Source organism: Idiomarina seosinensis (assembly GCF_003987275.1).
Lineage (GTDB): Bacteria > Pseudomonadota > Gammaproteobacteria > Enterobacterales > Alteromonadaceae > Idiomarina > Idiomarina seosinensis.
The window spans coordinates 131,567-145,069 of the sequence record NZ_PIQF01000004.1 but is presented as its reverse complement, the minus strand read 5'-3'; the positions used below and the strand labels follow the sequence as shown (position 1 = coordinate 145,069).

At 46.9% G+C, this 13,503-nt stretch carries 13 protein-coding genes; 8 read left to right on the top strand and 5 right to left on the bottom strand.

Annotated elements, in window-relative coordinates; translation table 11 throughout:
* Positions 1–3 precede the first annotated feature (3 nt).
* Positions 4–897, top strand: a complete 894-nt coding sequence (locus CWI81_RS11625; protein ID WP_126785479.1) for a MaoC family dehydratase — start codon at positions 4–6, stop codon at positions 895–897.
* Here CWI81_RS11625 and CWI81_RS11620 read toward each other — a convergent pair whose 3' ends face one another.
* The 4 genes from CWI81_RS11620 to CWI81_RS11605 are packed head-to-tail and all read right to left on the bottom strand — an operon-like array spanning position 898 to position 4,120.
* Positions 898–2,166: a metal-dependent hydrolase family protein gene (locus CWI81_RS11620; protein WP_126785478.1), complete on the bottom strand. Its 1,269-nt coding sequence runs from the start codon at positions 2,164–2,166 to the stop codon at positions 898–900. It lies immediately after the preceding gene.
* Positions 2,167–2,188: 22 nt separating this feature from the next.
* On the bottom strand, positions 2,189–2,626 hold the full coding sequence (locus tag CWI81_RS11615; protein WP_126785477.1) for an Rrf2 family transcriptional regulator: 438 nt from the start codon (positions 2,624–2,626) through the stop codon (positions 2,189–2,191).
* Positions 2,627–2,653: 27 nt separating this feature from the next.
* Positions 2,654–3,583: an META domain-containing protein gene (locus CWI81_RS11610; RefSeq protein WP_126785476.1), complete on the bottom strand. Its 930-nt coding sequence runs from the start codon at positions 3,581–3,583 to the stop codon at positions 2,654–2,656.
* 30 nt (positions 3,584–3,613) lie between these two features.
* Positions 3,614–4,120, bottom strand: a complete 507-nt coding sequence (locus CWI81_RS11605) for a GAF domain-containing protein (RefSeq protein WP_126785475.1) — start codon at positions 4,118–4,120, stop codon at positions 3,614–3,616.
* 170 nt (positions 4,121–4,290) lie between these two features.
* Between CWI81_RS11605 and CWI81_RS11600 the strand changes: the two genes are divergently transcribed.
* Positions 4,291–6,432, top strand: coding sequence for a TonB-dependent receptor family protein (locus tag CWI81_RS11600; protein WP_126785474.1), 2,142 nt, complete (start codon positions 4,291–4,293; stop codon positions 6,430–6,432).
* Positions 6,433–6,482: 50 nt separating this feature from the next.
* Here CWI81_RS11600 and CWI81_RS11595 read toward each other — a convergent pair whose 3' ends face one another.
* Positions 6,483–7,382: an ATP-grasp domain-containing protein gene (locus tag CWI81_RS11595; protein WP_126785473.1), complete on the bottom strand. Its 900-nt coding sequence runs from the start codon at positions 7,380–7,382 to the stop codon at positions 6,483–6,485.
* Positions 7,383–7,457: 75 nt separating this feature from the next.
* Here CWI81_RS11595 and CWI81_RS11590 point away from each other — a divergent pair, with 75 nt between their 5' ends.
* The 6 genes from CWI81_RS11590 to pgsW all read left to right on the top strand — a co-directional run bounded on the left by CWI81_RS11590 (position 7,458) and on the right by pgsW (position 13,495).
* On the top strand, positions 7,458–8,822 hold the full coding sequence (locus CWI81_RS11590) for an SLC13 family permease (protein ID WP_126785472.1): 1,365 nt from the start codon (positions 7,458–7,460) through the stop codon (positions 8,820–8,822).
* 62 nt (positions 8,823–8,884) lie between these two features.
* Positions 8,885–9,223: a zinc ribbon domain-containing protein YjdM gene (locus tag CWI81_RS11585; RefSeq protein WP_126785471.1), complete on the top strand. Its 339-nt coding sequence runs from the start codon at positions 8,885–8,887 to the stop codon at positions 9,221–9,223.
* A 24-nt stretch (positions 9,224–9,247) separates the two neighbouring features.
* Positions 9,248–10,456 carry an alkaline phosphatase family protein gene (locus CWI81_RS11580; RefSeq protein ID WP_126785470.1) on the top strand — a complete coding sequence of 403 codons (1,209 nt, stop codon included), beginning with the start codon at positions 9,248–9,250 and terminating at the stop codon, positions 10,454–10,456.
* 97 nt (positions 10,457–10,553) lie between these two features.
* Entirely contained in the window at positions 10,554–11,759 is a 1,206-nt protein-coding gene (pgsB, locus tag CWI81_RS11575; RefSeq protein WP_126785469.1) for a poly-gamma-glutamate synthase PgsB, read from the top strand.
* Entirely contained in the window at positions 11,756–12,331 is a 576-nt protein-coding gene (pgsC, locus tag CWI81_RS11570; RefSeq protein WP_126785468.1) for a poly-gamma-glutamate biosynthesis protein PgsC, read from the top strand. Before pgsB ends, pgsC begins: the two co-directional genes overlap by 4 nt.
* A 12-nt stretch (positions 12,332–12,343) precedes the next feature.
* Entirely contained in the window at positions 12,344–13,495 is a 1,152-nt protein-coding gene (gene pgsW, locus CWI81_RS11565; protein ID WP_126785467.1) for a poly-gamma-glutamate system protein, read from the top strand.
* The last annotated feature ends 8 nt before the right edge of the window (positions 13,496–13,503 follow it).

The window sequence follows — 13,503 nt, the reverse complement described above, 5'->3', positions numbered from 1 at the left end:
GCAATGGAAACGCCGGCCAATTCAAATAAACGCTTACCCGCTATGCCGAGTATGTTAGTTAAATCGTTGCTAACATTAAATCGCGTCGATAATACGCAAGCCGAAAAAGCTGAGCTACAGCATCAGTTTTTTATCGAAAAAATTGATAATAAAAAGCTAAGCACCTACCAACAGATGTTTGGCGGCTTTATCAGCGACATCCCTCTGGCGTTATTCTATTGCCTTGCGCAACGCACACACCTTGCGCAAATGCTGGACAACAGCTTTCCGTGGCCAGCTCCCGGGCTGGTTCATGTTAATAATTCCCTTGAACAGCATAGTCGCATAGATCCAGAGGCCGGTTTTAACCTTGACGCGATAGTAAAATTACCAGCCCGCGGCCCTGATGTCTCGCCACGCCGGTTACGTCCACAATTTATCGTGAAATTCTATCAAGCTAAGCAGCTCGTTGTTACTTGCAAGAGCACCTATCAAGTGATGAGCAGGCAGACTTCTTCGACACCCAATCGGAAAACAGCGACAAAAGCATTTGAACCCCAGCCGGGCTGGGTAAACCACTGTCACTGGCAACTTGGTTCTGGGATGGGTCGACGCTACGCGAGGGTTTCCGGCGACTTTAATCCAATTCACCTGCACGCTTTAACGTCTCGCTGGTTTGGTTTTAAAAAGCCGATAATTCACGGTATGTACATGATGGCGCGAGCTCAAGCCGAAATCGAGCGGCAAGTGGGCCAAGCCGCTACTCATATTGATGTTAACTTTAAACGTCCAGTAGTATTACCAGCTCGAGTTCAGCTATGGGTACATGAAGACGATGATGAGCACCGCTACGAAGTTCGCAGTGCTGACCATGCCCACGCCCAATTAGACGGTAAAATTAAGTTTTCGGACGACTAACTAACGTTTAACGATATCGCCGTTCTTCATCACAAAACCGATGTTTTGCAATGTGGTAATATCTTCCAGTGGGTTACCTTTTACGGCGACTATGTCAGCTAGGTTGCCTTCTTTAATAACACCCAACTTGTCGTTTTTTAGAATTCCGGCCGCTACCGAAGTCGCTGCCTGAATCGCTTCAGCTTCCGGCATCCCAGCCTCAACCATATACTGGAACTCCAATGCATTGTCACCATGCGCCGATACACCACTGTCGGTGCCAAACGCAATGTTTACGCCAGCTTCATAAGCTTCTGCAAAAGTCTGCTGAATTAAAGGACCAATTTTTGCTGCTTTGGGCCGCACCACGGCGGGGAAGTAACCATCAATTTTCGCTTTTTCAGCAACAAATTTACCCGCAAGAATTGTAGGAACTAAGTAGGTTCCTCGCTCTTTCATCGCCTCGATAACTTCGTCATCCATGTAGGTACCATGCTCGATCGTTTTCACGCCCGCCTTGACCGCACGAAGCATACCCTCTTTACCATGCGCGTGAGCAGCAACGTGGAAGTTATAATCATCGGCAATATCGATCAACGCTTTTAGTTCATCTTCGGTAAATTGCGGATTTTCGCCGCTAGAAGCCATGCTTAAAACACCACCGGTGGCGGTAATTTTAATAAAGTCAGCCCCCTCTTTATAATGTTGCCTTACCGCTTCCTTTGCATCTTCCGAACTGTTAATCACTCCCTCAACCGGCGACGGACGACCCATTAGGTCATCTTTGACACCATTTGTTGGATCAGCGTGCCCACCGGTCGTAGCCAACGATTTACCCGCAGTGTATATCCGTGGGCCCATTACCGTGCCCGCATTGACAGCATCCCGCAGAGCTATAGTTACATTATAAGAGTCGCCCGGGTTGCGAACAGTAGTAAACCCGGCCATTAAAGTTTTCATGCCATAGTTCTGAGCAATCAAGGCCAGATCTGCAGGGCCTTCGGTAAATCGGTTTAAATAGGATTGTGGCCCAGACTGTCCGTCTAGGTGAACATGCAAATCAATCAAGCCTGGCAAACACGTCATAGCGCTAAGATCGGTTAACTCGGCAGCTTCGGGGCGCTGTTGAGTTAACTGTTTAATCTCACCGTCCTCAACCTGAATGTAGTGCTCTCCTTTAAGCTCGCCAGATTCACTATCAAAGACTTTTCCGCAATGCAGCCAATCAGCGGCTGACGCCTGGCTTGTTAACAGAGCGGCTGTTATTCCTAAGGCTATTTTTTTTATCATTATGTTTGCCTCCAAAGGCTTATTATTCAGTGGCTTCGGTTTGCCACAATATGCGTATTTTTTCGGGCTGACTGACCAACGAAGCCACAGTGTATTCGGACAAGTGACGATAGAAAACTTCTTTGCCCTCATTAATGATGCGCTTTAACTCACAGACTGGAAAAATACTACACTCAGGATTGTGACAGTCGATCCAGAATTCATCGCCTTCCAGCGTGCGTATTAAGCGATCCAATCGAATATCTTCAGCTTTCATGCCCAGCTGGAAACCACCATTCTTACCACGGCGAGTTTCTATAAACCCTTCCTTGCCCAGTTGATGTATGACTTTATTCAAATGGTTTCGTGGCGCATTAAAAGTACGGCTTAGCTCATCAATAGTCACCAGACGAGCTTCTTGCTTAGCCGCCAGATATATCAGCACCCTGAGCCCGTAATCGGTATATTTTTTTAACTGCACTAGTAACCTCGCCTGCGGTTTCGCTATCTACTGACTACTCAAGGTAAGATGCTGACCCTGCTGTGCCTTGATCACTATATCCTTTTCCTTTATGTCAATTTTTAAAATGTTATTCAATAGTTCGGTAAAACTTTGTGCAAATGCCATGGTTTTAGCGGAGCACATACGTTTGGTACTGCCAGCAATATTCAACCGAGCTATTTCCCCCTGAAGACTGTAATGTCCAAAAATACGATTACAGCCATCCGAACCGACTAGCCGGCCGTCGGGTAAAAATTGCAGCTCTGCTGTTTGGGCTATTGTCGTTGTATAACCAGACATAGATTTTACCGACAGTGGTTTACCTTGAATCAGTTGTTCAGTCTGTCCACCGCAACCCTTCAGTTGATTGCCACCATGCAGTAGGGTCACCTGATAAGGGTATGCAATGCCACTCATTGAGTCGTAACAAAGTTTATCGGTGACCTCTAACTGGTGGCCGGCTGTCGTTTCAATCTGCCACTGGTTATCACCAGAGTTTATGTTAGTCGCCTTTTGCCGCTCGCCTGCTAATGAAAATTGCTGCTCCTTTTCGGGAGTGGTAAGCGTTGCCTGTTGACCATTAAAAGTCAGTAACCAAAACGGTTCATTACCACGAAAAGCAACATTATTCGGTAGGTAACTGGATTCGATACATAATGGGAGTTGTTCGCCGCGCCAGGTTACCTGAGCTTCGTGCCCTTTAGACCAAAAAACGGTAGTACCGTCTTTGTTCTGGTACTTGCTACCAGAGGCCGCCGGCAGTTGTTGCAGTTGCTGCTGCCCACCACGCATATTCAATACCACCTGGTTCTGATCAAAGGTTGCCGTTAATGACTGAAGGCCGCAATGATAAGTTATACCGGTGGAATTTTCAGACCCAGTCTGAGTGCAGCCGGCAAGCAACATGATTATCAAACCCATATATAATCTGTACACGCTTGTCCCCTTGCTTGTTTTAAAAGCCGACTATGAAATCTGTAACCGTGCTGAATGCAGCTGCACTAACTGCTCAGCTTGTGCCGCTAAAAGTGTTAAAACACGCTGCTCTTCAGCGCTAAATGTACGTGGCCTATCATCCATAAGACACAAAGTTCCCAGCACTTCATTGTCGAAAGGTCTGATGGGAGCGCCTGCGTAAAAACGGATAAATGGTTGTTCGGTGACTAATGGATTATCAAAAAACCGGTCATCGAGCATGGCGTCTTCTATCACCATTACCTGCGGTTTCTCAACAATATGCGCACAGAATGACACATCACGAGTGGTCTCGCAGATATTCAGCCCTATCGAAGACTTAAACCACTGCCGTTCTTTATCAACAAAAGAGACAGCCACCATAGAACTTGAAAAAAGTAATCCGGTTAACTCCACTAGTTGGTCGAAACCCGTATCTTTTTGACTATCCAGAATATTTAGTTGTTTTAATAATTCCGTACGGTGTTGCTCGTTATCCGCTAGTCCTGCCGTTTTCACATAAACTCCTTCTCGTTAAATCGCAATTTTACTGTTTACCACTACGTTAAGAAAGGAATTTTAGACGAACATCAATAAACACTATTGCGAATTATTCTCATTGTGATTATTATTACGCCCGATTTCATAAAACTAAAACCACTTTTAACTTAGCGTAAACAGGGTTAACGATGAATAAAAACACCATTGCTTTAGCCGTTCTGGCATCATTAAGCACCGCTGCTATTGCGGGCCCCGATGATAACCTTTCAGTTGAAGACTCAATTGAACAAATAAAAATAATTGGCACTAAAACAGACTCTCGCAGCACTGCAGGCTCAAGCGCAGTCATTGACGAAGAACAAATGCGCATTGAAGTACCAACCGATATTAACCAATTGATGAAAACAATTCCGGGCATTTACGTCCGTGAAGAAGACGGACAGGGCTTGCGACCTAATATTGGTATTCGTGCCGCAACAGCCGGGCGTGTTAGTAAAGTAACACTGCTTGAAGATGGCATTATGATGGCTCCTGCACCTTACTCGAATCCAGCAGCTTATTACTTTCCGACTACATTGCGCATGTCCGCGGTAGAAGTATTAAAAGGCGCGCCTTTATTACGTTACGGTCCGCAAACAACCGGTGGTGTCCTGAACTTAGTATCGACTCCAATTCCGGAAAGTTTTAGTGGTCAGGTAATGACACAATTTGGTGAGCACAGCAGCCAAGATTTGCATGCCCATGTCGGCGGTACCAATGACCAATTCGGTTTTTTAATAGAAACGGTTCAGCGCAATAGCGATGGCTTTAAAAATATCGACCGTTCAGAGCGAGATGCTGGCTTTACAATTCAAGATTACGTTGCCAAATTGCAGTGGACCGGTGACCGCAGTCAGTTGATGACCAAGTTACAATACTCCGAAGAAGAGAGTAACGAAACCTATTTAGGACTAGCCGACATTGATTTTGCTGCAAACGAAAATCGGCGCTATGGTTTGTCCGAAATTGACCAAATGGACAATTCGCACAAAGGCTACAGTGTTCATTACAGCTTTGACGCAACAGACAACTTAACACTTAACGCCGTTGGTTATTATAACGAGTTCGCTCGCAACTGGTTCAAGCTCGACGGCGGTAACGCTTACGTTTCTGCTGCTAATAATGGTGATATGCAAGCACTCGCCATTTTACGCGGGCAAATGGACGAACTGGGCTTAGAATACAAAAACAACAACCGTAGCTATGAGTCAAAAGGCCTGGAAGTTAACGCTCAATGGGCGCTTGACGCTCATACTATCGAAGCTGGACTTCGCGATCACAGCGACGAAATGGATCGCTTCCAGCCAGTTGCGGTTTATGACCAAATTAATGGCAGCCTTGTCTATCAAAATGAGATCGCTCCTACTGGTGGCAATAACCGACTGGAAGGTGCTGACGCAATGAGCTTTTGGTTAACCGACCGGTGGCAGGCCAACGAGGCTCTAACCGTGCATATGGCACTGCGCTACGAGGACGTCGAGTCCTATCGTAACCAGTTCGCTGATACTCAACGCAATCAGTTAGATAGCACGCGCTCTAATGACAGCAGCGAGTGGCTGCCTGGCGTCTCATTCACTTATGATGTGAGTGAACAGTGGCAAATGCTTGCTGGCGTGCATAAGGGTTTTTCACCGCTAGGTGGCGGCGCTAAGGCTAACCAACAACCGGAAACCAGCACCAATTATGAAGCCGGATTGCGTTTCACCCAAGGCGAGTTTTTCGCTGAAGCAGTTGGTTTTTACAGTGACTTTAGCGATACGACTCAGCAATGCTCTATTGCAAACCCATGCGAAAACGGCGCCGAATCAGGCTCTTATGTCCTGGGTGAGTCAGAAGTTTCAGGTCTTGAGCTTCAGGCTAGCAACACCTTTGAACTGGGTCAGTTTTTGATGCCGGTAGAGCTCGCCTACACCTACACCAACGGTGAGATTAGTAAGAATAACGCTGCTGGCCTGCGTGATGGTGATGAGCTTAACGATATCCCACAAAATACCTTTAGCGCGCGAGTCACTCTGGACAACAACAAAGGTTGGGTAAACTACGTCGTTGCTAAGTACATCGACGATATGTGCGTTAACGTCGGCTGCAACAGAGACGACAATCGTTTTAATAAAACGGAGTCACTATTTGTGACTGATTTGGTCAGCCGTTACGAACTTAACAGCAATATGAGTGTTTTCTTTAAATTAGAAAATGTCTTTGATCAGCAAAAGATTGTTGCTCGTTCACCACACGGAGCGCGTCCGAACAAACCACAAACCGCTTCGCTTGGTTTTGAATACAACTTTTAAGTAAAGCTTTTCCCTGGTGATAAGATGGCCCCGTTAGCGGGGCCATTTTATTATTCCGCTAAATCAATGAGGTATTCAGCCAAAGCCCCCATGCCGGTGTTTTTAACCGCTGCACGTTGTTCCGCTGCCTGATTGTAATTGGTGTTAGTGTTCACATCGTAGACAAACAGTTCTCCCTGTTGGTTCTCAATAAACTCAACACCTGCTACATCAATATCGTTGCTGCGTAAAAAGCTTTCTAAGTTTCTAATAATCTCATGATCATTGAAACGCTTGGTAATAGTGAACTTATCTTCAATGGCACAGTTATCCGCCGGGCATAATTCAAAGCCACCCTGAGTATTTACCTGCACCGCATAAACAAAGTTCTGACCGACAAATTCTGCACGGGTAATATGAGGTGCTTTCGGTTGTATATATTCCTGTAGCAACCAAGTACCATCTAACGGTTCGTCTAATGACTCGTGTTCTAGAAACTTGGCAAATTCATCGAGTGTGCCGAACCGCTGCACACCAAGTCCTTTGCCACCGCGGTTGGGTTTCAAAATTAATGGCCATTGATTAAATGCTTTTGCCGCAGCTAGTAACTCACCGCTACCGACCACAGCGTGAGTTTTTGGAACTCGTAACCCCGCTCGTTCCAGCGCCGCATATTGTGATAGTTTACAAATCTCCAAGGCTAGTACATGGCTACCATTAACAACGGTTCTGTTCTTGCTTTCCAGCCAAGTAAGCACTAACTTTGTTAACTCTGGAGCATAGCGGTGCCCACGCGTATGAGAAGACGCACTCATGCGATTATAGTAAACGGAATCTTCCGGCAGCTCGGTGTAAGGCACCCGCCCTTCGTTCAAAAACCACTCGGTGGCTTTTACGCCACGCTTTTTAAGCTCTTCACGCAATGGTACCAACCATTCTTCGTTCTCATGCAGTACAACGATTTCTCTCACGAGCACCTCTTCTGGTTTCTTTTTACAATCATTACATTACACTCGACAGACGAGTAATGATCAATTAAAGAAATCATGAAGCATATTATTCTTGGTCCAGTACTTGCCGCTATTTCCTTTATAGTCAGCACCACATTAGCGATGCCAGCGCCAGCCGCACTAACACTGGCCGTTGTAATCTGGGTTGCATGGTGGTGGATCAGTGAATGCATTCCATTGCCGGTAACTTCTCTGCTACCGTTTGTTTTACTGCCGGTAGCTGGAATTTTGGATCCGGCCGAAGCCGCCGTCGCTCTGGGGGATAATATCATCCTTCTGTTTATGGGCGCATTTATGCTGGCGAAAGCCGTTGAAGCCAGCGGTGTACACAAGCGCATTGCATTAGGGTTGGTTAGCAAAATTGGAGCGGGTAGCGGTAAAAAAGTGGTTATTGCCTTTATGCTTGCCACTGCCTTTTTATCCATGTGGATATCAAACACGGCCAGTGTTTTAGCATTATTACCCGTTGCTCTGGCCTTGATTGATGCCAGCGATGACGCCAACTTTCAAAGAGCGTTACTATTAGGCCTGGCCTACTCCGGTTCGCTAGGAGGAATCGCGACGCTAGTTGGCACCCCGCCCAATTTAATCTTTGCCTCCATCTACCAAAATATTTCGGGTAACGAATTCGGCTTTACCCGTTGGCTCGGTATCGGGCTACCGATTGTGATACTTGGCTTACCCATTATCGCATTATGGCTAACGCGTAACGTAAAGCTCAACAAGCCTCTGGTGTTACCCGATAACCCCCCAATCAGTTCTTATGAAAAGCGTGTCTTGCTGGTGTTTGCCGGAGTCGTTATTTTATGGGTAACTCGCACCAGCCCGTTTGGAGGCTGGACTGCGGCCTTAGGATTATCCAGCCTAAACGATGCCACTGTTGCTTTAGCCGGTGTCGTCGCGATGTTTATTATTCCATCTGGCAAGGGCCCTACACAAAAACTGCTTAATTGGAGTTTAGCCAAAGATATTCCGTGGGGCATTTTATTGCTATTTGCGGGCGGGATCTGTCTCGCCAAAGGAGTTATGCAAAGTGGCTTGGGAGAACTGATTGGTGAATCATTAACCGCACTGGGTGGATTACCCATTTGGCTGCTGATTTTTATCCTGTCTGTCTCTGTATCTTTTGTAACTGAAGTGACATCGAATACAGCTACTGCCACTTTGCTAATGCCAATACTTGCGGCAACCGCCAGCGCCCTTAATTTACCCATCGAAATATTAATGATACCGGCCGTAATCGCCTGTAGCTGTGCTTTTTGTATGCCAGTGGCAACACCACCAAATTCAATTATTTTCGCGTCCAACCGAATCACGATAAAAGAAATGGCGCGCGAAGGCGCAGTTCTCAACGTATTGCTCGCCATCGTTACCACAGTCGTAGTACTGGTGTTTGTCTGAAGACGCTGACGTTAAGGTTAAAGTAGAGTAGACTGCCGTCTTTTATTTTCAAGGAAACAATCATGAGCGACTTCCCCGCTTGCCCGGAGTGTCAGTCAACCTATACTTACCACGATGGTAACTTACTCGTTTGCCCAGAGTGCGCTCATGAATGGTCGGATCAAGAACCGGCCAGCACCGATGAACAACCCATTTATAAAGACGCTAATGGCGCACCGCTGACTGACGGTGACACCGTAACAGTGATTAAAGACCTAAAAGTTAAAGGTTCTTCTACCGTGGTCAAAGTAGGCACCAAGGTAAAAAATATTCGCTTGATAGACGGCGATCACGATATTGATTGTAAAGTCGATGGCATTGGTGCCATGAAACTGAAATCTGAATTTGTTAAAAAAGCATAGTGCTAACCCCGGTAAGGATGAATAATGCGACTTTTAACTGCAGTAATGCTGCTACTGATAACTCTCACCAGCCAGGCTAACAGCGAAGAGCAAACCGTGGTGTTAATTTCGATTGATGGTTTTCGCCACGATTATATTGAAAAACATGACGCCCAAAATATCGCTGAAATCGCCAGTAACGGGGTACGTAGCGACGGGCTAATCCCGGTCTACCCTGCTAAAACCTTTCCCAACCATTTGTCGATTGTTACTGGCCAGTACCCCTCGAATCACGGTCTCGTCGATAACAATTTTTACGATATGGAACGCGAACAACATTATAGAATGGGTGATGGTGTTGAGGACAGCAGCTGGTTAACGACACTACCAATTTGGAATCTGGCCGAGTTTCAGGGCGTCAAGGCGGCCACCTTCTTTTGGCCCGAATCATCGGCTCGAATTAACGGCCGGACGCCAAGTTACTTTTACCATTACAGTACGCCGACACCTAACCGTCAGCGGGTCGATCAAATTATCGACTGGTTAAAACTACCGGAAGCAGCCCGGCCCCGCGTAGTTACCGGTTATTTTTCCATTGTTGATTCAATGGGGCACCGCTTTGGCCCCAACTCTAAGCAAGTAAAAGGCGCGGTTCAGCACATTGATCAACTGATCGGAGAGCTCTGGCAGCGTTTGAACAACGAGATCGATGAACCGGTTAATTTAATTTTAGTCTCAGACCACGGTATGAGCGAAATAACCGCCGCGGCGATGATTGAACCCAAGTCATTACCAATAAATCCGCAACTGTTCGAAACTGTGAATTCACAAACGCGTTTTTTAATTTATCCGCGCTCGCAGACAACTCCAGAAGATATCGAAAAGCTTAAAACGAAACTGAGTGCAATGCCGGAAAAGAGCTTTTATATCGAACCACCATCCGTGTTAACGGAGCTTGGCGTGGGAGACGGCCCGAGAAAACCCGCAATTATTCTTGGTACTGACGCGCCGGTAACCTTTGCCACTCGCCCACCGGAAAAGCGCTCGGATGGCGGAACTCACGGGTATCACTCGCAACGCGAGATGGACGGTATATTTATTGCTGCAGGCCCTGGCTTAAACACACAAGCCGAGTTGCCACGCTTTAGCAATATTCATATTTATCCTTTTATGGCTCAATTACTCGGGCTGGAACTAATGACCAAAATTGACGGTGACCCGGAGGTTTTAGCCCCGCTGTTAGACAATAACTAGGCTCTATTTATTGTAAAGATCGCTAAAGTCATTGGTCTTTTCTATCGAAATTCGCTAAAACCTTAACATACACTTTTGTATGTTAAGGAGGGCGCTTATGGACATTCCAGTAATGCTTGCCATTGTTGCGGGTCTCTGGCTGGTGCTAGTCCTTGCGGGTGGACTTGAAGCATTCAAGCACAGACTGCTAGTGCGCAAAATTCCGGTCCGGATTCATGTCAACGGAACTCGCGGTAAAACCAGTGTGACTCGTTTAATTGCGGCCGGTTTGAGAGCCGGAGGCAAGCGCACCTGTGCTAAAACAACTGGCTCAGCCGCCGCCATTACCGACCCCGACGGTCGCGAATTCCCGATATATCGTATTAGTGGCGCCAATATTATCGAGCAAATGCGCACTTTAAAACGCATGGCCTCGTTAAAACCAGAAGTTGTGGTCATGGAATGCATGGCCTTGCAGCCTCAATATCAATCACTGAGCGAGCTGCGCATGGTTCATTCCAATGTCGGCGTGATCACCAACGCCCGGGCCGACCATCTGGATGTAATGGGACCAGGAGAGGAAGAAGTAGCGCTGGCATTGGCAGGAAGCACCCCGGTCAAAGGAAATCTATTCACCGCCGAGCGAAATCTACTGGGCACCTTTGAGCACTCCTGCAAAGATCGTCAATCCAAACTGCATGGGGTCAGCGAAGATGAAGTCTCCGCTATTTCTGAAGATACCCTGAATAAGTTTCGCTACGCTGAGCACGCAGAGAATATCGCCTTGGCGTTGAATATCTGTGAATACTTAGGTGTTGACCGTGATAAAGCTCTGGAGGGCATGACTCAGCTAGAACCTGAAGCGGGCGCAATGCAGGTTTTACACATCAGTTATTTTCGCCGCGAAATTATCTTTGTTAACGCATTTGCTGCTAACGATCCCGAATCAACAGGCCGGATATGGGAGAATATGGTTAGTAAATACGGCGAAGACAGACGAACAATCATGCTTATTAACTGTCGCGCCGATCGCCCTCACCGGTCTCAGCAAATGGCCGTAGAAACCGTCAACTGGACAAAAGCCGACAAATATATCCTGATTGGCTCAGGCTCTTTTATTTTCGTCCGCAATGCCGTCAAGCATGGCCTTGACCCAGAGAAGTTGCTGGTTATGGAAAACGCGGAAACTACCGATATCACTGAAACAATATTAGAAGAATCCGGCGGCAAAGCGCTGGTTGTTGGCATGTGTAATATTCATGGTGGCGGCGAAGAGGTCGCTCGCTTTTTCCAAAACCGTGCCGTAAAAGAGGAAGAATTATGATTGCGCTTAATATCCTGGCCGTAGCTATCGGTATTGGTTTATTTTTTACCTTACTGCTCACTCAGACTTTAGGTCTGGCCGCTGGAGGGCTTGTTGTCCCAGGCTATGTTGCACTGCAATTAACCGACCCTCTCAGTTTGTCACTAACTTTGTTCGCCGCCTTAGTGACTTATCTAATCGTTAAAGTAATTGCTAGTTTCGCCATTATTTACGGGCGTCGTCAGACCATCATCATGATTTTAACCGGGTACCTGATTGCCGGCTTATTCGATTTGTTTATCGGGAACCTGGTGACTTGGGCCGATTTACAAATGATTGCGGGCGGTGGTGGCGCTCAGGCTCAAGTGGGCATGCTGGAATCAACCGTTATGATGTCAGTTATGGAGAGCAGCATCATCGGCTATATCATTCCCGGCTTAATCGCCATTTGGTTTGAGCGACAAGGCGTATTGCAGACGCTATGCGGGCTGGCTGTTACAGCAATATTAGTTCGCCTGGCGTTAATAGTCATCATGCCAGAATCACTGCAAATGTACGAAGCAAGCCAAGCATTTCAGATGCCCGGTTGGTAACAGGAGTTCCTAATGAGTAGCTTTACAAAAATATATTGGCGTTCGTCCGGAGTTCCTACTTGGGGGCTTATATTTTTAATCGTCATGGCTATCATCGCGATGGTAGCGGCAGAAAAAATGAAACAGCGTGATCCGGTTGTCGAAGAAAACTATGCAACCATGGTAAACGCCGCAAAAATCATGCGCGAAGGCATGAAAGTATTGCAGCCTTTACGAGCACAAATATCTCCCATAAATCCCGAGTTCGATCCGCAACGTTCTGGGCTTGTCGGACTGGAGAATAGCATCGTCACCACCAACCATGGTGGCCGGGAATCCAAGCAGACCACGATTAACCCGAACTGGGCCGCAGTTGCCGCTAAGTTACTTGCAGAAGCAGGAGTCAAAAAAGGCGACCTCGTTGCAACAACTGTATCAGGCTCTTTTCCAGCATTGAATCTTGCGGTTTACTCCGCTCTGGAGGCTATGGAGGCCGACGCGGTTATTGTTGCTTCGGCTTCTTCTTCGCAATGGGGGGCTAATGTTCCTAACTTTCTTTGGCTTGATATGGAGCGTCAACTTCGCGATGCCGGTGTTATTTCGTTAAAGACCCAGTATGCCTCGATTGGCGGAATCGAAGACAGAGGTATTGGTATCCCTGATCAAGGTATAGCCTCTATTCGCAGAACTATCGAACGTGCTGATGTTAAGTTTATCGATCCGGCAAACTATCAGGAAGCAGTGGCAGACCGTATTGCTATTTTCAGGGAGTATTCAACCGAGCGCAATTATGCCGCCTATATTAACGTGGGTGGTGGTGCAACTGTGGTTGGACCCCCGGGTATTGATGATATGTTCCGCTCAGGGTTACAGACCGATGCACCTGCCAGAGCATTTGCCGTAGAAACGGTGATGGGGTACTTCCTGCAAGAAAGCATTCCCGGCATTCATTTTATTGGCATTAAGACCATGGCCGAACGTCATGGCTTACCATTAATGCCGCAACAAGCCGTTCCAGTCGGTAATGGCGGGGTTTATTCAGCAACAACCTACAACCGCTGGCTCGCACTTGGTTTAGCGATCGGGCTATTTGGATTGACTTGGCTCATTGTTAGATCGGCCCGTATTACAAGCCTCTGGCAACGATCCAGTAATAGTGGTAAAGGTACTAAGCCAATGGTTTAACTTTTTTC

Coding starts and splice junctions, on each gene's coding strand:
- CWI81_RS11620 (WP_126785478.1), bottom strand. CDS start 2,166: ATGATAAAAAAAATAGCCTTAGGAATAACAGCCGCTCTGTTAACAAGC.
- CWI81_RS11600 (WP_126785474.1), top strand. CDS start 4,291: ATGAATAAAAACACCATTGCTTTAGCCGTTCTGGCATCATTAAGCACC.
- pgsC (WP_126785468.1), top strand. CDS start 11,756: ATGATTGCGCTTAATATCCTGGCCGTAGCTATCGGTATTGGTTTATTT.
- pgsW (WP_126785467.1), top strand. CDS start 12,344: ATGAGTAGCTTTACAAAAATATATTGGCGTTCGTCCGGAGTTCCTACT.
- CWI81_RS11590 (WP_126785472.1), top strand. CDS start 7,458: ATGAAGCATATTATTCTTGGTCCAGTACTTGCCGCTATTTCCTTTATA.
- CWI81_RS11585 (WP_126785471.1), top strand. CDS start 8,885: ATGAGCGACTTCCCCGCTTGCCCGGAGTGTCAGTCAACCTATACTTAC.
- pgsB (WP_126785469.1), top strand. CDS start 10,554: ATGGACATTCCAGTAATGCTTGCCATTGTTGCGGGTCTCTGGCTGGTG.
- CWI81_RS11580 (WP_126785470.1), top strand. CDS start 9,248: ATGCGACTTTTAACTGCAGTAATGCTGCTACTGATAACTCTCACCAGC.
- CWI81_RS11625 (WP_126785479.1), top strand. CDS start 4: ATGGAAACGCCGGCCAATTCAAATAAACGCTTACCCGCTATGCCGAGT.